Genomic DNA, 17,466 nt, shown 5'->3' on the forward strand with positions numbered 1-17,466 from the left:
TCGTTATAATTGATGCTGAAGATGGCCATCCGGCTCACGGATGGCTATTTCTTATAGTTTGAACAAATTGAGTGTGAAGGATACGCAATGCAAGAGGGTGTAATGCGTGAATGGCTAGAATCATCGCATCTAGCCGGAGGCAATATCGCTTATATCGAACAAATGTTCGAAGCTTACCTCGATGATCCTACTGCAGTGAGTGATGAGTGGCGAAATATGTTCGACTCATTGCCAACCAATGACCATGCAGTAGATGCTAAATTAAGTGACGTACGGGAACAGTTTCGTACGCTTGCGAAGAATAAACTCAAGCAAGCTGGCGGTCAGTCGTCAGTAGCGGATCAGAAACAAGTACGCGTTTTACAGCTCATTAATGCATACCGTTTCCGTGGTCATCAACACGCTAACCTCGATCCTCTTGGCTTGTGGAAACAAGAAGAGGTACCCGACCTTTCACTTGCTTTTCATGACTTAACTAAAGACGATTTGGACCGTGAGTTTAACGTTGGTTCGTTAGCCGTTGGCAGCGAAACGATGAAGCTCAAGGATATTCACAAAGCGTTAGAAGATATTTATTGTGGCCCGATTGGTGCAGAATATATGCACATCGTGTCGACAGAGGAAAAACGTTGGATTCAGCAGCGCTTAGAAGGTGTTCGCGGTAAGCCAAGCTTTGATAAAGAGCAGCAGACCGGCATCTTACGTGAACTGACTGCTGCCGACGGTTTAGAAAAATACCTAGGCTCTAAGTTTCCAGGTGCTAAGCGTTTCTCACTCGAAGGTGGCGATAGCTTAGTTCCGCTATTGAAGTCATTGATTCGTCGCTCAGGCGAGCAGGGCACGCAAGAAGTCGTTATTGGCATGGCCCACCGCGGTCGTCTAAACGTGTTAGTCAACGTGCTCGGTAAAAAGCCACAAGATTTGTTTGACGAATTTGCCGGTAAACATGCGGCAAACAAAGGTTCAGGTGACGTTAAATACCACATGGGCTTCTCGTCAGATTTTGCAACGCCCGGTGGCGATGTTCACTTGGCGCTAGCCTTTAACCCATCACACTTAGAAATCGTTAATCCAGTGGTTATGGGTTCGGTGCGTGCGCGCATGGATCGTCTACAAGATCCGAAAGGCGATAAAGTACTGCCGATAACCATTCATGGGGATGCGGCAATTGCTGGTCAAGGTATCGTACAAGAGACATTTAACATGTCTAAAACGCGTGCTTATCAGGTCGGCGGCTCGGTACGTGTCGTGGTGAATAACCAAGTTGGCTTTACCACATCGAAGCAAGAAGACGCGCGTTCAACTCAGTACTGTACTGATATTGCAAAAATGGTCCAAGCACCGATTTTCCATGTTAACGCAGATGACCCTGAAGCTGTGGTCTTTGTAACGCAATTGGCATTGGATTTCCGCAATACCTTTAAACGTGACGTTGTAATTGACTTGGTATGTTACCGCCGCCACGGTCACAACGAAGCAGACGAGCCAAGTGCTACACAACCATTGATGTATGCGAAAGTGAAAAAGCACCCAGTGCCGCGTGAAATCTACGCAGAGCGTTTGTCAAAGGCCAATGTGGTTAGTGAAGACGACGCGAAACAATGGGTACAAGACTACCGTGATGCCTTAGATAAAGGTGAGGTCGTCGTTGAAGAACACCGTCCGATGCGTAAGCATTCGGTCGATTGGAGCCCATACGTGGGCAACGATTGGGACGTCGACTATGACTATAAAGTGTCAAAATCGACGCTGGCGACATTGGGTGAGAAGATTGCCCAGTATCCAGAAGAACATAAGCTGAACTCTCGCGTTGCTAAGGTCTATCAAGAACGCATGAAAATGGCCAAAGGCGATAAGCCGATGGACTGGGGTTTTGCAGAAACCTTAGCTTATGCCACCTTGTTAGATAAGGGTATCCATATCCGTTTGACGGGTCAGGACTCGGGTCGTGGTACGTTCTTCCATCGTCATGCCGTGTTGCATAACCAAAAAGATGCATCGACTTACATGCCGTTGAATCACATTAAAGATGATCAAGGTGTGGTAGAAATCTACGACTCGGTGTTATCGGAAGCGGCTGTAGTGGCGTTCGAATATGGCTATGCGACCGCTGAACCCAAGTCGTTGGTGATGTGGGAAGCCCAGTTTGGTGATTTTGCCAACGGTGCCCAAGTTGTGGTTGACCAGTTCTTAAGCTCGGGTGAGCAGAAGTGGGGTCGTTTATGTGGTTTGACTTTATTGCTGCCGCACGGCTACGAAGGACAAGGTCCAGAACACTCTTCTGCACGCCTTGAACGTTTCTTGCAGCTATCAGCTGATCATAACTGGTCAGTTTGTGTGCCTACGACACCTGCGCAAGTGTTCCATATGATCCGTCGTCAGCAACTGCGTCCGGTGCGCCGTCCGCTTGTGGTGATGACACCTAAATCGTTATTACGTCACCCATTAGCTATCTCTGAAATGAGTGACTTAGAGAATACTGGATTCCAAAATGCCATCGCTGAAATTGATGACTTGGATCCGAAAAAAGTAAAACGCGTGGTCTTGTGTTCAGGTAAAGTTTACTATGATCTGTTACAAGAACGCCGTAAACGCGAACAAGATGATGTGGCTATTATCCGTATCGAACAGCTTTATCCGTTCCCTGCGGAAGAAGTCGCAGAGATTATGAAAGATTATCAGCACGTCAAAGATTTTGTTTGGTGTCAGGAAGAGCCCCAGAACCAAGGTGCTTGGTACAGTAGCCAACATAACTTCTGGGCGGCTATTCCATCAGGTGCTCAATTAACCTATCGAGGCAGAGCCGCATCAGCTGCTCCGGCAGTCGGTTATTTATCTGAGCATAATAAACAGCAACAAAAACTCGTTGACGAAGCGCTAACCATTAAATAGGTGAAGATGAACCATGGCGATTGATATTAAAGTTCCTCAATTACCCGAATCTGTTGCCGATGCCACCATCGCAACTTGGCACGTAAAACCAGGTGACAAAGTGTCGCGTGACCAGAATCTGGTTGACATCGAAACCGATAAGGTAGTGCTCGAAGTTGTCGCTGAAGCCGATGGCGTCATTGGCGAAATCATTGCTGACGAAGGCACTACGGTGACTGCTGAAGAAGTGATTGGCAAAATCGAAGAAGGCGCGGGTGACGACAGCAACGACGATAGCGATAGCAAAGATTCGGCTGAAGAAGATAAGAAAGAAGAAAGTTCGTCAAAAGACGACAATGCTTCTGAAAAATCAGGCTCGGGCGAAAAAATTGAAGTCAAAGTACCGCAGTTACCTGAATCTGTCTCTGATGCAACCATTGCAACTTGGCATGTGAAAGCAGGCGACGCTGTTAAGCGCGACCAAAACCTTGTCGATATTGAAACTGACAAAGTGGTTCTTGAAGTTGTCGCGCCAGCCGATGGTGTATTGGCTGAAATCACGCAAGACGAAGGCGCGACAGTGGGTGCTGACGATGTGATTGGCACGGTTGAAGCGGGCGCAGCTGCATCAGGTTCTTCTGATAAATCCTCGGCAAAGTCTGAAGAGACTTCAACTGAGCAGAAAGACGAAGGCGACAGCGAAGTCGCAGGTCCGGCCGTACGTCGTTTGTTAGGCGAGCATGGTCTGAAACCGAGTGACGTAAAAGGCACCGGCAAAGGTGGTCGTGTGACCAAAGAAGACGTTGAGAAACACGTTAAAGGCCAACAGTCTAAGTCAAGCTCTAGCAGCAGCCAGAGTGCGTCTCAGCAGCCGCAAGCGGCGGGTGACCGTGACCAAAAACGTGTACCTATGACGCGTTTACGTAAACGTATCGCCGAGCGTTTATTACAAGCTAAGAACGACACGGCAATGTTGACGACGTTTAACGAAATCAACATGAAGCCGATTATGGACCTTCGTAAAAAGTACAAAGATGTGTTTGAAGAAACACACGGTACACGCTTAGGTTTCATGGGCTTCTACGTTAAAGCGGTCACAGAAGCATTAAAACGCTTCCCTGATGTCAACGCATCGATTGACGGCGATGATATCGTTTATCACAACTTCTTCGATGTAAGTATCGCAGTTTCAACACCACGTGGGTTGGTCACGCCTGTGTTACGTGATACTGACAAAATGTCTATCGCAGACATGGAAAACGGTATTCGTGATTTGGCTATCAAAGGACGTGATGGAAAACTCACATTGGAAGAAATGCAGGGCGGAAACTTCACGATCACCAATGGTGGTGTGTTTGGTTCACTGCTTTCAACTCCTATTTTGAACCCACCACAAAGCGCGATTTTGGGTATGCACAAAATCCAAGAACGCCCCATGGTGGTGGATGGTAAAATTGAGATATTGCCAATGATGTATTTGGCACTGTCTTATGACCACCGTATTATCGACGGCAAACAATCGGTTGGCTTCTTAGTCACGGTTAAAGAGCTGTTGGAAGATCCTCAACGTCTTATCCTGGATATCTAAAGACGCTGAGCACTCAGCCGTAAGTTGGATTCCAGCTTACGGCTGTTATTTTTGCGCCGTACGCGTTAGAATTCGGCGCGGTATTCGGGTAGGCAGCATTTCGCTGCTTTTGTTGTTTCAACGAATCGGAAGAGCATCATGAATTTGCATGAGTATCAGGGTAAGCAACTCTTTAAAGAGTTTGGTTTGCCAGTATCTGAAGGTTTTGCGTGCGATACTGCTGATGAAGCAGTTGAAGCGGCAAAACGTATTGGTGGAGACACTTGGGTTGTTAAATGTCAGGTTCACGCTGGCGGCCGCGGTAAAGCGGGCGGTGTGAAGTTGGTAAAAAGCACTGACGAAGTTCGCGCTTTTGCTGAGCAGTGGTTAGGTAAAAACTTAGTAACTTTCCAAACCGACGAAAATGGTCAGCCGGTTGCTAAGATTTTAGTTGAAAGCTGCACTGACATTGCAGACGAGCTTTACCTAGGTGCAGTTGTAGACCGTGGTTCACGTAAAATCGTGTTCATGGCATCAACTGAAGGCGGCGTTGAAATCGAGAAAGTCGCTGAAGAAACACCAGAGAAAATCTTGAAAGTTGAAATCGATCCGACCGTAGGCGCACAGCCTTTCCAAGGTCGTGAATTAGGTTTCAAATTGGGCCTTTCTGCAGATCAGGTGAAGCAGTTCACCAAAATCTTCTTAGGCTTAGCGAAAATGTTCGAGCAATACGACTTGGCATTGCTTGAAATTAACCCGCTCGTTATCACTGACGAAGGCAACTTGCACTGCCTAGACGCTAAAGTAGGCATCGATAGCAACGCATTGTACCGTCAGCCAAAAATCCGCGAAATGCACGATCCGTCACAAGACGACGCGCGTGAAGCAGAAGCGGCTAAGTGGGAACTCAACTACGTTGCACTCGACGGCAACATCGGTTGTATGGTTAACGGCGCTGGTTTGGCGATGGGTACGATGGACATCGTTAAGTTAAGCGGTGGCGAACCTGCAAACTTCCTTGACGTTGGTGGCGGTGCAACTAAAGAACGCGTTTCTGAAGCATTCAAAATCATCTTGTCTGACAGCTCTGTGAAAGCCGTACTGGTTAACATCTTTGGTGGTATCGTCCGTTGTGACATGATCGCTGAAGGTATCATCGGTGCCGTCGAAGAAGTGGGCGTTAAAGTACCGGTTGTTGTTCGCCTTGAAGGTAACAATGCTGAACTAGGTACGCAGAAATTGAATGAAAGTGGCCTAAACATTATCGCAGCAGAAAGCCTTTCTGACGCTGCTGATAAAGTGGTTGCTGCGGCAGGAGGTCAATAATGAGCGTTTTGATCGATAAAAACACCAAAGTTATCTGCCAGGGTTTCACTGGTGGTCAAGGTACGTTCCACTCTGAGCAAGCAATTGCGTATGGTACGCAAATGGTTGGCGGTGTAACACCGGGTAAAGGTGGCCAAGAGCATTTAGGTCTACCTGTCTTCAACACTGTTAAAGAAGCGGTGGAAGCGACTGGCGCAACAGCATCAGTTATCTACGTACCGGCACCTTTCTGTAAAGATTCAATCATCGAAGCTGCAGATGCCGGTATCGAACTGATTGTTTGTATTACTGAAGGTATCCCAACATTGGACATGTTGTACGTTAAGGAATACTTGACGCACAAAGGTGTTCGTATGATTGGTCCAAACTGCCCAGGCGTTATCACTCCTGATGAATGTAAGATCGGTATCATGCCAGGTCACATTCACAAGAAAGGTAAAGTCGGCATCGTATCGCGTTCAGGTACTTTGACTTATGAAGCCGTTAAGCAGACTACTGACGAAGGTTTCGGTCAGTCTACTTGTGTTGGTATCGGTGGTGACCCGATCCCAGGCTCTAACTTCATCGACATCTTAGAGTTGTTCGAGAAGGATCCAGAGACCGAAGCTATTGTCATGATCGGTGAAATCGGTGGTACTGCAGAAGAAGAAGCTGCAGAATACATCAAAAACCACGTGACCAAACCTGTGGTTTCTTACATTGCAGGTGTCACTGCGCCTCCTGGTAAGCGTATGGGCCACGCCGGTGCGATCATCGCAGGCGGTAAAGGTACAGCAGACGAGAAATTTGCTGCACTTGAAGCAGCTGGCGTTAAGACTGTACGTAGCTTGGCTGATATCGGTAAAGCAGTACGTGAGAAAACAGGTTGGTAATCAACGTTGTTTAAGCTCATAAAAAGCCCGGCCTTGCGCCGGGTTTTTTGTATTTTCTGTTTAACGTAATGTGTTTAACGTAATTTTCCCGCTTCAAACATCACAAGCCATTCGGATAGCTGCTTATCGATCGTATTGTCGTACACCATCATCGCCATATGTGGGCGCTCGGGTAGCGTGATGACTTTAACGTTTAAGTTGTCATCAAACGAGGTAAAGGTTTCTTTTTTACTCAGTTCATCAAGTTCACCAACAAAAATGAGTGATGGGGGCCAGCTGGCTTGTTGTAACTGATTAGCCAATATACGTGCGGTATTGGCCTTCTCGACATTCGCTCCGACCGAAGCGGCAGCGCGTTCAATACCTGCGGTAATATACTCATCGCTAATAAACTGGGTTAGCCAAGGCGAATTGCGTTTTGTCTCGATAAGCGCAGCTTCGGTAAAGTTATTCATCGGAGCAATGCCGATGAAACCATCGATCTTGCCATGCTTCGCGATATATTGTGCAGCTACGCTTGCACCATAGGATTTTCCGTACAGCAACAGCGGCAAGTTTGAGTTGTCACGGATCATAGTGACTAATTGATCTAAACGTTCAACATCCGCCGGACCAAAACTCATCGGCTTATCACTTGCACGCCCATGACCATTCAGGTCGAACAGCAACACGTCGTACCCTTGCGCCCGGAGTGCTCGACTATCAATATAAAGTGAACGGCTATCGGTGCTGTAGCTGTGTAGCATAATAACCTGACCGCGCGGCTCACTTTGCTTTGAAAGTTTACGAGCATGGCTGTCGTCATAGTGATATTGGGTTGTCGTAGTGGTGCCTGTTTTGCTGTTTGTTAGCGCCACAGTAATGGTGCTTTCAAACGCGTTTTCTTGTTGAGCAAACCCAGCGGCAGATCCATAAAAGTAATCGAGGTTACCGATCTTACCGGACTGCAGACTAAAGATTTCTTGCGCTGATTGTTCATCGGAAAAGTTTAGATTCATTCCATGGGGGTGGGCTACTTGGTCAGCAACGAGGGCTGTACAGCCTGTTAAATACAAAAGTATAAAAGCGACTATTATTAAGCGCATAAGTAAATTTTTCCATTTTGTATTTAACCGTAATAAAAATTTGACTCCAGTGCAAGCGGAGTAATCGGCGGAAACTGGTTGTACCAGAAAATCATTCATGCCTACAATGCGGTTATTGGGCATTTAAAGGAAACGTAGAATGGACTTTTCATTTTCAGATAAAAGTCGTGATTATTTGTCACGTGTACAAGAATTTATCGAACAGCATATCGTCCCTTATGAGTCTGACTACCGTAAAGAAAACCAACGTCTTAATGCCGGCCCTCACTGGCGTGAATGGCAGGTGCCACCCCATGTGGCAGAACTAAAAGCCATGGCTAAGAAGGCGGGGTTATGGAACCTGTTTTTGCCCGACGCTGAGCTTGGGCAGGGACTAACAACTCTTGAGTACGCGCCTATCGCCGAGTGTATGGGGCACAGCTTGTTGGCGCCGGAAATCTTTAATTGTAATGCACCTGATACCGGCAATATGGAGGTGCTGTATCACTTTGGGAGTGCCGCGCAAAAGACGCAATGGCTTGAACCTCTCCTGGCAGGGGACATTCGTTCGGTCTTTTGTATGACGGAGCCTGATGTGGCGTCATCTGATGCAACCAACATGCAAACCACGATTACCGCTGACGGCGATGAGTGGGTGATAAACGGACGTAAATGGTGGAGCACAGGGCTTGGGCATCCCGACGCTCAATTTGCCATCGTGATGGGTTTGACGGACGCGGATGCTGATAAGCATAGCCGTCATTCGATGGTGATTGTGCCTTTAAATACACCCGGCGTGCATATTGAGCGCATGCTCCCTGCGCTGGGCGAATACGATGCGCCTTATGGTCACGGTGAAGTGATATTTGACGATGTGCGTGTACCTAAGGACCATATCATCGTCGGACCGGGCGCCGGATTTAAAATAGCGCAAGGGCGTTTAGGTCCAGGCCGCATTCATCATTGCATGCGCGCCATCGGTGCTGCTGAACGGACGCTCGATATGTTTATCGAGCGCGGTACATCCCGTATTGCGTTTGGGCAACCTTTATTAAAGTTGGGTGGCAATACAGAACGTCTCGCAGATTTACGGGTTGCCATTGATCAAGCGCGTTTACTCACGCTTCATGCGGCATGGCAAATTGATAAGATGGGTGCAATGAAGGCGATTAAAGCGATTTCATCAATTAAATTGGTCGCGCCGCAAGTCCTGCAACGTGTGGTGGATGAAACCATGCAACTGTATGGGGGTGCCGCGATGTGTCATGATACGCCTTTACCCGATTTATTAGCGGTCGCTAAATCATTGCGTATTGCCGACGGCCCTGACGCAGTGCATCGTGCAACCATTGCTAAAACAGAAGTAAGAGCTTGGCAGGAGCGAATGAATGAGCGTTGATGCAAACAGCGTACTTGACCAGTCTTCTCCGGTTAGAACGGAAGAGTCGTTACCCATTGAACAGCTTGATACGTGGCTAAAAGCCGAATTGCCCGACGTATTCAGTGATGTTTCCGGGGACCTGATGGTCACTCAGTATACAGGGGGCGCATCTAATTGGACGTACCGGCTTGATTATCATGACGTCGCTCTCGTTTTACGTCGTCCTCCCGATGGCACTAAGGCGAAGTCGGCGCACGACATGGGGCGCGAGTATCGTTTTCAAAAAGCGCTTAAGCCGTATTTTCCAGAGGTGCCGGAAGTGCTTGCACACTGCAAGGATGAGTCGGTTATTGGTGCTGAATTTTATGTGATGCGTCATATAGAGGGAATTATTCCGCGTCGTCACTTTCCCCGCCAACTGGAGTTAAGTGAAACACAAGCGCGGCAATTATGTTTAAACGCGATTGACCGCCTTGTCGCGTTACATAATGTAGATATCAATGCATCGGGTCTAAGACGGTTAGCGAAAGGCAAAGGCTATACCCAGCGGCAGGTAGAAGGGTGGTGCAATCGATTTGAGCGGGCGAAAACATGGAACGTATTTGGCGCTAAAAGCATCATGCGCTGGATTCGAGAAAACCAACCGAGCGACGAGACCATTTGCATGACGCACAATGATTTTCGTTTGGACAACTTAGTATTAGATGCCGATGATCCGACTCACATCATTGGCATTCTTGATTGGGAGCTCGCGACGCTCGGTAACCCGCTGATGGACCTGGGTAATGCGTTGGCCTACTGGATTCAATCTGACGACGACAAAATTGCCCGGGCGACGAAACGACAACCGAGTGATTATCCAGGTATGTTAAATAGAGCAGAAATCATCGACTATTATTGTCAGCAGACGGGCGTAGCGGTGGCTGACTTTAAGTTCTATGAGGTGTTTGGTTTATTCCGCCTCGCCGTAATTGCTCAGCAGATTTATTATCGTTATCACCATAAGCAAACGAATAATCCAGCGTTTAAAAACTTCTGGTTTTTGGTCAACTACTTGTTATGGCGTTGCCGTCGCAAAATAAAACAATAAATGGACGTGTATTATGCAAAAACAACAAACCGTATTAATAACGGGCGCCAGTTCTGGACTGGGCGAGGGCATGGCAAGGGAATTTGCCAGTAAAGGGTATCATTTGTGCCTGTGCGCACGGCGCATTGAGCGTTTAGAAGCATTGAAAAGTGAAATCGAGCAAGCTTACCCAAAAGCCAACGTATACATTGCAGCGCTTGATGTTAACCAACACGATGATGTATTTGACGTGTTTGAGCGGTTTAAATCAGAGGCAGGCGCGATTGATAAAATCGTTGTTAATGCTGGGATGGGTAAAGGCGCTTCGTTAGGCACAGGGTACTTTGCCGCTAATCGAGCCACGGCTGAAACGAACTTTGTTGCTGCGTTGGCCCAATGCGAGGCGGCTATGGGTATTTTCAGAGCACAAGAGCGAGGTCATTTGATCACCATCGCCTCGATGAGTGCATTGCGTGGCATGCCGCGTGCAATGACGGTATATGCGGCAACCAAAGCCGGTTTAGCATCGATGTCTGAAGGGATCCGCGCTGATTTGCTTAAGACCTATGGCAACAACAGTCCTATCAAAGTCACCACATTATTCCCGGGTTATATTCGCTCGGAAATTAATGAAAAAGTAAAGAACACACCCTTTATGATTGGCACCGAAGAGGGCTGTCGTAAAATGGTAAAAGCCATAGAGAAAGCGCCCGTCAAAGCCTATGTACCCGGTTGGCCGTGGTGCGTTATTGGTTTTTTAATGAAGCGCTTACCGCTGAGTTGGGTGCTCAAACTGACCTAATTAATCATCGCATGCCGTTGCTTGGTTATCGATTGCGACAGCCAAGCTATGGCTTGTGCCTTCTTTATCCTTGTAGATAAAGACCGGTTCAGCGAGGTTAAAATCGAGCTTGTTGCCCGCATGGGAGACCGTTAGACGACGCTCGTTGAGGCGAATGCGCACACAGGGTTCGCCTGCAACGGTTAACATCCGCTGCCACTCTTCAGTCAAAGGTTCATAGAGCCATATCTCGGTACCCTGCCAAGTCGTTTCTGAACCGCGAGTACATTGATAGGTGTGCACTTCAGCAGCACGATCTTGAGTTTGTTCGAGTTGTTGTAACTGACAGTCACCGGCATGGGGTAGGTCGGGTGCCATGATGGTGTACTGGTACACCACGATACTTATTACGATTAAACCAAAGGTCACGCCAGCGGCCGCAATGATCAGCGCCATTCGTTTAAATATCTGCATGTATTGTTCAATCCCTGTCAGCGTAGGCTCTAAGGTAACATATTCTTTTTTGTCTGTTAAAAAAGCGTTATGGTGGTATTCGACCAAAGCATAATAATAACGAGGTGAATAAATGTGGCAACGTGTTACTGCAATAGTACTGCTGATTGTAGGTTTACTTTTAGCTGTACTCGGAGTCGTAAGCGAGTTTGATACTACCATTCGGCTAACGGGCGCAGGCTTAATGCTGGTGGCTTTAATTTGGCTGTATCGGTTGCCCACGTTGAATAAGCTGAATGAACAAAGTAAACAGCCGCTCAAGTGGTATCAGTCTCCAATTGTTTGGGTGCCCGTGATAGGCATTATTATTTATTGTGTGAGCTTAGCGCTGTAAGGAAAGCAGGCATGAATCTTTTTAAGCGAATTGTCATTTTAGCGGGCGCGGTGGGCCTATTTTTTTATACCGCTTCACAAGACCAATTAGTCGCTGCAATTGCTGACTATCAATTGAGTTGGTATCAACTGGGTGTGCCAGTTGCATGGGGCATCATTTTGGGTGGTTTACTCGCATTGTTGCGTATTCAAAAGCTATTGAGTTGGCTGCCTCCGATTACTTTGATAGCAAGCGGCTTAACGACGATGGGGCTCGTGGGTGCTGTCGCTATTTTCGCTAAACACCAGCTAGTCGTGCTGGCTTTACCTGCCCTGCAAATTGCCAGTATCGGTGTCGGGTTGTATTTGTTTGCAGTGAGCTACACTCGATTAACAGGTGACATTACCGCACGTAAACAAGACAAAACCAAATCATGATATACTTTGTCGTATGAATACGCATACGATTAGAAAAATTACACTCAACTGTGATATCGGTGAGAGCTTTGGCGCTTATAAGATGGGCGAGGATGAACTTATCATGCCGCACATCGACTGCGCTAATATTGCATGTGGCTTTCACGCATCCGACCCACTGACGATGACTCAGACGGTGGCACTGGCAGCACAACACCAAGTCAAGATTGGGGCTCACCCGAGCTATCCAGATCTTGTTGGTTTTGGGCGGCGGCATATGGACTGCTCAGAGCAAGAAATTATTGCTCTCATCATGTATCAAGTCGGTGCACTTAATGGTATCGCCGCACGTTATGATGAATCGGTTGCTTACGTTAAGCCTCACGGTGCGTTGTATAATGATATGCTGCGTGACAGTGAGATATTTAAAGCGGTGTGTAAGGCAGTTAGTTACTTGCAAACCCAACAACGTCAACCGCTACCACTGATGGTTATGGCAACTCCGCAAAACTCTGAGTGGCAGGCATTAGCATCTAACTATGACGTTTACTTATGGTTTGAGGGTTTTGCAGACCGTCGCTATAACCATAAAGGTCGGCTTGTATCACGAAAGCAAAGCGGCTCGGTGCTGACCGAGGAAGCCGATGTACTTGAACAAGCGAACCGGTTTGCTCGACGCGAGCCTATTATTGACAAAGATGGTAACGAGCGAATGATTAGTATCGACTCACTGTGCGTTCACGGCGACAACCCATCCGCGGTCGAAACCGTGTCGAAAATACGTGAGTTACTCCACTCGATACCCGAATAACAACAAGAGGGAAACTGAGCGTGAAACCTTCCATAGTCAATGCGGGTGCTGATGCGGTGATCGTCTATTTTGCAGATGAGATCAGCATCGAGGCGAACCAACGCGTACTGCAACTTGATTCAGCGATAGCCAGCAGCGATTTAGCGATACTCGAAACCGTACCGGCATACTCATCGCTCATGGTTTATTACGATATTACCCGGCATTCAGATACCGATATACGTGCCTCGATCAAAGCTATCATTGAGTCCCTGCCTGAACTCCAACAGGTTAACGCGGAGCAGGGGCAAACACACGTCATTCCTGTTTATTACGACGAGACGGTCGGGCCTGATTTAGCACGTATTGCGGAGCTTCACGAATGTAGTGTCGAGGAGGTTATAGAGCGCCATTGTCGGGACAGCTATCGCGTATATGCATTGGGGTTTGCACCGGGCTTTGCTTACATGGGCGAAGTCGCCGAAGATTTACAGGCACCTCGGCTGGATTCACCTAGAACACGAATACCAGCGGGGAGTGTTGCCATTGCTGAACGGCAAACAGCAATTTATCCCTTAGCATCGCCTGGCGGTTGGAACATCATTGGTCGCACGACCTTTCCATTATATGAACCTCAGAAAGGCATTCTGAATCAACTTAACTCAGGTGATACGGTGCGATTTAAGGCGATTTCAAAGGATGAGTTTATCGCGGCTGGCGGCTCAGTGGAGGCATTCGAATGATTGAAGTGATTGAACCCGGCATGTACGCCACTATTCAGGATTTTGGTCGCTTAGGCTACTTAAAAAAAGGCTTAACACGCGGCGGACCTATTGATGAGAATGCCTTTTTATGGGGCAACTATCTGCTAAAAAATGAGCCGGGTGCCGCTCAGATTGAAATTGTATTGGGGGGCTCAAAGTTTAAGTTTTCCACCGCTGCTGCAGTCGCCGTGTGCGGTGCAGATGTCAGCTTAAAACTGGATGACGAAGAGCGCAGTATTTGGGAAACGTTTCAGGTTGAAGCTGGGCAGGTGCTGAGTATTGGGCCTGCACGTAGCGGATTGCGCGCCTATTTAGCTGTTGCAGGTGGAATACAGGTCAAGCCGCAATGGGGTAGTTGCGCGACGGTTAAGCGTGAGCAATTAGGCGGTCACCGCGGTGATGGTAGTGCGCTGCAAAAAGGCGATACATTGGCTATTGAGTCTTCAACCTGTGAGTTAACGCAGCGTATTCCATGGCGTTACCGTCCTGATTACAGTAAGCCACCGGTCTTAGGTCTGATACCCGGGTTTCAGTACGACCAGTTTGCCATGGCTGAGCGCGAAAAGTTGAGTTTCCACGAGTATAAAATTAGCCAGCAAAGCGATCGGATGGGCATTCGACTCGAAGGGCCTGCCATTGAGTATGCGGGCAAAGGTTTAGTGTCAGAGGGAATCAATATTGGCTCAGTGCAGGTGCCACCGAATGGCCAACCTATTATTATGATGAACGATCGCCAAACGTTGGGGGGGTACCCTAAGCTTGGTAATATAAGTCCACTGGATCTGTCACGTTTGGCACAATGTCGACCGGGTCAAACCGTGCAGTTTACTCGAGTTGAAGTTGCTAAAGTACAACAGCAATTAAAAAACTATTATGACTTTTTTGGCATCACACCTGCTTGCCAGACGGATCATTAATTGCGATCATAAGTAATATCCTTTTTTGAGCTCAAAAGTTGTTGGAGAACATACACGCATGTCAGAAACTGAGCATCGTCCAAGTAATTTTATTCGCCAAATTATTGATAAAGATTTGGCAGAAGGAAAGCATACGTCAGTACATACTCGGTTCCCACCGGAACCGAATGGTTTTTTGCACATTGGTCATGCTAAATCAATCGTGTTGAACTTTGGTATTGCCGAAGATTACCAGGGTACCTGTAACCTGCGATTTGATGATACCAACCCATTAAAAGAAAAAGTTGATTACGTCGAGTCGATCAAACGCGATGTTGCTTGGTTAGGTTATCAGTGGGAAGGTAAGCCTCGTTATTCATCGGGGTACTTTGATGAGTTACACGGGTTTGCGATGGAGCTCATTGAAAAGGGACTTGCGTACGTGGATTTCTCTGACCAAGAGACCATGCGTGAAATGCGCGGCACGTTGAAAGAGCCGGGCACCAACAGCCCTTACCGGGACACGTCGGTCGAGGAAAACCTTGATCTGTTCAAGCGCATGACTGCGGGCGAATATAAAGATGGCGAGTGTTGCTTGAGAGCTAAAATTGATATGGCATCACCGTTCATGTGCATGCGTGATCCAGTTATCTATCGCGTGCGACACGTGCATCACCACCAAACCGGTGACAAGTGGTGTGTGTATCCAATGTATGACTTCACACATTGTATTTCTGATGCGTTAGAGGGCATTACGCATTCATTGTGTACTTTGGAGTTTCAAGATAATCGCCGTTTGTACGACTGGGTTTTGGATAATATCAGTATCGACTGTCATCCTCAGCAAATCGAATTCTCGCGCTTGAACTTGCAATATACCGTGATGAGTAAACGCATCATCAATAACTTGGTTGAGGAAGGCAAAGTGTCGGGTTGGGATGACCCTCGTGTATCGAGTATTGCGGGTTTGCGTCGTCGTGGCTACACGCCATCGTCTATCCGTGAGTTCTGTCGTCGTATTGGTGTCACCAAAATGGATAACCAAGTTGAAATGGGTATGCTTGAAGCCTGTATCCGTGATGACTTAAACGAGAATGCGCCGCGTGCGATGGCGGTAATGGATCCCATTAAACTGGTTATCGAAAACTATCCAGAGGGTCAGCAGGAGCTACTTGATGCGCCTAATCATCCGAATAACCCGGATATGGGGTGCCGCCAAGTGACTTTCTCACGTGAAGTCTACATTGAACGTGAAGACTTCCGTGAATCGGCTAACAAGAAGTTTAAGCGACTGGTGTTAGACAAAGAAGTGCGTCTCAGAAATGGTTATGTGGTTAAGGCTGAACGCTGTGATGTTGATAGTGACGGGCAAGTAACGACCGTATACTGTACCTATGACCCTGATACTTTGGGCAAAGATCCAGCCGATGGTCGTAAAGTGAAAGGCGTTATCCATTGGGTTTCGGCAGATACAGCGAAAGAAGCTGAGTTTCGTATCTATGACCGTCTGTTCCGTGTGCCGAATCCTGCTGCGGAAGATGACTTATTCGCTGCGCTAAACCCTGACTCACTCGTGGTTAAGCACGGCTTTGTTGAAGCCAACTTAGCCGAGGCGAAAGTTGAGCAACCGTACCAGTTTGAACGTTTAGGTTATTATGTGTTGGATAGTGACGCTGAGAAAGAACAGCGCCTTATCTTTAACCAAACCGTGGGTCTACGTGATAGCTGGGCTAAAATCGAACAGCAGGGCGATGCTGCATAAGTGCTTATCAAAAAAAACCGGCTCATCAGCCGGTTTTTTAATGTTCAATGAACTGATCAAGTAGTTTGGCGCCACATAGGCGAGATGGCGTGTAATAGCCACCTGGCAAAGCGTCGTGTTGTAAAATATAAAGTGCGACTTCAACGGCTCCTTCTGCTGTGACGGTATAGCCATTTTTTATTTTGAAGCGCATAGATTTCGTGTCTCCACGTTTATTTTTGACCTCTCCCCAAATATAGGTCGGGTTGGCTTTACGTGCGTCTTCATCTGGACCCGCGCTACTGCGCTGATCGACTTTTGCTTTCAGTTGGTTCTGTACCCAGCGTGACTTAAACAACCATCGTAACCAGTTCACTCTACGAAGTCGTTTAATTAACTTAGGTGGGGCTGGAATATAAACTTCAATGTTGGGTATCGATGTGGTGTAAAATGCGGTCGCCACATCGCCCCATGGAATGGTCATCGCCGACTTAACACCGTTACCAAAGTCAATGCGGCGCTCTTTCCATGCCAATGGCACTGAGCTGACAATACCGTCGATGCGTGCTGCGCCTCCATGTCCTAAACGCTCAATACTTGTTTTAGCTGTGCCGCGGCTCATTCTTGAGGCCGAATCAAATCCCAACGCGAGATGTGTTGCGTCAGGCATTTGTGCATACAGACGTGCAGCCAAGCAATCCGTAGGAATGACATCGAAGCCCACACCTGGGCAGAGCACGATACCTGCTTTTTTAGCAGCCTCAGACTGCGAGTGTGCATATTCAAACACGTCAATCTCGCCAGTAATATCAAGATAATGCGTAGCGGTGCTAATACAGGCTTGAATGAGCGGGGTGGCCGTTTTGCTGAAAGGGCTTGCACAATTGATAACCAGATCGATGTCAATCAGTTGCTGTTTGACCTCTGACGGATCTGAGAGGCTGAAAACACGGTGCTGGAGCTGAAGCGCCCCAGCGAAGTGTTCGATTTCGGTTGCGTTACGTCCTGCAAGTACAGGGTGATAACCTCGTGCGACGGCTTTATGAGCAATGAGTTTACCTGAGTATCCATTTGCACCATAGATAAGCCAACGCAGTGCCAT

16 protein-coding genes are annotated in these 17,466 nt (G+C 47.6%); 13 read left to right on the forward strand and 3 right to left on the reverse strand.

What is annotated here, in order from left to right; all coding sequences use genetic code 11:
• Positions 1-87 precede the first annotated feature (87 nt).
• From AC3AP5_RS04005 to sucD, 4 genes are all read left to right on the forward strand, one after another.
• Positions 88-2,892: a 2-oxoglutarate dehydrogenase E1 component gene (locus AC3AP5_RS04005; protein ID WP_006955519.1), complete on the forward strand. Its 2,805-nt coding sequence runs from the start codon at positions 88-90 to the stop codon at positions 2,890-2,892.
• Positions 2,893-2,905: 13 nt separating this feature from the next.
• On the forward strand, positions 2,906-4,459 hold the full coding sequence (gene odhB, locus AC3AP5_RS04010; protein WP_487327051.1) for a 2-oxoglutarate dehydrogenase complex dihydrolipoyllysine-residue succinyltransferase: 1,554 nt from the start codon (positions 2,906-2,908) through the stop codon (positions 4,457-4,459).
• Between the two features lie 138 nt (positions 4,460-4,597).
• Complete coding sequence (gene sucC, locus AC3AP5_RS04015; protein WP_006955517.1) at positions 4,598-5,764, forward strand: ADP-forming succinate--CoA ligase subunit beta; 1,167 nt, start codon at positions 4,598-4,600, stop codon at positions 5,762-5,764.
• Complete coding sequence (gene sucD / locus AC3AP5_RS04020; protein ID WP_006955516.1) at positions 5,764-6,636, forward strand: succinate--CoA ligase subunit alpha; 873 nt, start codon at positions 5,764-5,766, stop codon at positions 6,634-6,636. The genes sucC and sucD overlap by 1 nt, the downstream gene beginning before the upstream one ends.
• A gap of 74 nt (positions 6,637-6,710) precedes the next feature.
• Here sucD and AC3AP5_RS04025 read toward each other — a convergent pair whose 3' ends face one another.
• Complete coding sequence (locus tag AC3AP5_RS04025) at positions 6,711-7,721, reverse strand: alpha/beta hydrolase (protein WP_487327052.1); 1,011 nt, start codon at positions 7,719-7,721, stop codon at positions 6,711-6,713.
• 139 nt (positions 7,722-7,860) lie between these two features.
• Here AC3AP5_RS04025 and AC3AP5_RS04030 point away from each other — a divergent pair, with 139 nt between their 5' ends.
• The 3 genes from AC3AP5_RS04030 to AC3AP5_RS04040 are packed head-to-tail and all read left to right on the forward strand — an operon-like array spanning position 7,861 to position 10,952.
• On the forward strand, positions 7,861-9,099 hold the full coding sequence (locus AC3AP5_RS04030; RefSeq protein WP_487327053.1) for an acyl-CoA dehydrogenase family protein: 1,239 nt from the start codon (positions 7,861-7,863) through the stop codon (positions 9,097-9,099).
• Complete coding sequence (locus AC3AP5_RS04035) at positions 9,089-10,171, forward strand: phosphotransferase family protein (RefSeq protein ID WP_487327054.1); 1,083 nt, start codon at positions 9,089-9,091, stop codon at positions 10,169-10,171. The genes AC3AP5_RS04030 and AC3AP5_RS04035 overlap by 11 nt, the downstream gene beginning before the upstream one ends.
• A gap of 13 nt (positions 10,172-10,184) precedes the next feature.
• A complete protein-coding gene (locus AC3AP5_RS04040) occupies positions 10,185-10,952 on the forward strand; it encodes an SDR family oxidoreductase (RefSeq protein WP_006955510.1) in 768 nt (255 codons plus the stop codon).
• Here the strand turns inward: AC3AP5_RS04040 and AC3AP5_RS04045 are convergent, their stop codons facing one another.
• Positions 10,953-11,405 (reverse strand): hypothetical protein, encoded by a 453-nt coding sequence (locus AC3AP5_RS04045; protein ID WP_006955509.1) that lies wholly within the window; start codon positions 11,403-11,405, stop codon positions 10,953-10,955.
• A 112-nt stretch (positions 11,406-11,517) separates the two neighbouring features.
• Here AC3AP5_RS04045 and AC3AP5_RS04050 point away from each other — a divergent pair, with 112 nt between their 5' ends.
• Genes AC3AP5_RS04050 through glnS form a run of 6 tightly spaced genes read left to right on the forward strand, consistent with a single transcriptional unit; the run spans position 11,518 to position 16,385 of the window.
• A complete protein-coding gene (locus AC3AP5_RS04050; RefSeq protein WP_006955508.1) occupies positions 11,518-11,778 on the forward strand; it encodes a hypothetical protein in 261 nt (86 codons plus the stop codon).
• An 11-nt stretch (positions 11,779-11,789) separates the two neighbouring features.
• A complete protein-coding gene (locus tag AC3AP5_RS04055; RefSeq protein ID WP_071462569.1) occupies positions 11,790-12,194 on the forward strand; it encodes a hypothetical protein in 405 nt (134 codons plus the stop codon).
• A gap of 13 nt (positions 12,195-12,207) precedes the next feature.
• A complete protein-coding gene (locus AC3AP5_RS04060; RefSeq protein WP_071462570.1) occupies positions 12,208-12,984 on the forward strand; it encodes a 5-oxoprolinase subunit PxpA in 777 nt (258 codons plus the stop codon).
• A 20-nt stretch (positions 12,985-13,004) separates the two neighbouring features.
• The gene (gene pxpB / locus AC3AP5_RS04065) at positions 13,005-13,706 is read left to right on the forward strand and encodes a 5-oxoprolinase subunit PxpB (protein WP_286681917.1); all 702 of its coding nucleotides are present in this window, start codon (positions 13,005-13,007) and stop codon (positions 13,704-13,706) included.
• Positions 13,703-14,644, forward strand: a complete 942-nt coding sequence (locus AC3AP5_RS04070; RefSeq protein WP_006955504.1) for a 5-oxoprolinase subunit C family protein — start codon at positions 13,703-13,705, stop codon at positions 14,642-14,644. The genes pxpB and AC3AP5_RS04070 overlap by 4 nt, the downstream gene beginning before the upstream one ends.
• Positions 14,645-14,702: 58 nt before the next feature.
• Positions 14,703-16,385, forward strand: coding sequence for a glutamine--tRNA ligase (gene glnS / locus AC3AP5_RS04075; RefSeq protein WP_006955503.1), 1,683 nt, complete (start codon positions 14,703-14,705; stop codon positions 16,383-16,385).
• A gap of 37 nt (positions 16,386-16,422) precedes the next feature.
• Here glnS and AC3AP5_RS04080 read toward each other — a convergent pair whose 3' ends face one another.
• A complete protein-coding gene (locus AC3AP5_RS04080) occupies positions 16,423-17,466 on the reverse strand; it encodes a saccharopine dehydrogenase family protein (protein WP_487327055.1) in 1,044 nt (347 codons plus the stop codon).

This window comes from Idiomarina sp. D18, assembly GCF_057748155.1.

Bases quoted from the DNA above. Each gene is read 5' to 3' on its own strand.
- AC3AP5_RS04045 (WP_006955509.1), bottom strand. From the start codon at position 11,405: ATGCAGATATTTAAACGAATGGCGCTGATCATTGCGGCCGCTGGCGTG.
- AC3AP5_RS04005 (WP_006955519.1), top strand. From the start codon at position 88: ATGCAAGAGGGTGTAATGCGTGAATGGCTAGAATCATCGCATCTAGCC.
- AC3AP5_RS04030 (WP_487327053.1), top strand. From the start codon at position 7,861: ATGGACTTTTCATTTTCAGATAAAAGTCGTGATTATTTGTCACGTGTA.
- AC3AP5_RS04060 (WP_071462570.1), top strand. From the start codon at position 12,208: ATGAATACGCATACGATTAGAAAAATTACACTCAACTGTGATATCGGT.
- sucD (WP_006955516.1), top strand. From the start codon at position 5,764: ATGAGCGTTTTGATCGATAAAAACACCAAAGTTATCTGCCAGGGTTTC.
- AC3AP5_RS04050 (WP_006955508.1), top strand. From the start codon at position 11,518: ATGTGGCAACGTGTTACTGCAATAGTACTGCTGATTGTAGGTTTACTT.
- AC3AP5_RS04035 (WP_487327054.1), top strand. From the start codon at position 9,089: ATGAGCGTTGATGCAAACAGCGTACTTGACCAGTCTTCTCCGGTTAGA.
- sucC (WP_006955517.1), top strand. From the start codon at position 4,598: ATGAATTTGCATGAGTATCAGGGTAAGCAACTCTTTAAAGAGTTTGGT.
- odhB (WP_487327051.1), top strand. From the start codon at position 2,906: ATGGCGATTGATATTAAAGTTCCTCAATTACCCGAATCTGTTGCCGAT.
- AC3AP5_RS04040 (WP_006955510.1), top strand. From the start codon at position 10,185: ATGCAAAAACAACAAACCGTATTAATAACGGGCGCCAGTTCTGGACTG.
- glnS (WP_006955503.1), top strand. From the start codon at position 14,703: ATGTCAGAAACTGAGCATCGTCCAAGTAATTTTATTCGCCAAATTATT.
- AC3AP5_RS04025 (WP_487327052.1), bottom strand. From the start codon at position 7,721: ATGCGCTTAATAATAGTCGCTTTTATACTTTTGTATTTAACAGGCTGT.
- AC3AP5_RS04080 (WP_487327055.1), bottom strand. From the start codon at position 17,466: ATGGCACTGCGTTGGCTTATCTATGGTGCAAATGGATACTCAGGTAAA.
- AC3AP5_RS04070 (WP_006955504.1), top strand. From the start codon at position 13,703: ATGATTGAAGTGATTGAACCCGGCATGTACGCCACTATTCAGGATTTT.
- AC3AP5_RS04055 (WP_071462569.1), top strand. From the start codon at position 11,790: ATGAATCTTTTTAAGCGAATTGTCATTTTAGCGGGCGCGGTGGGCCTA.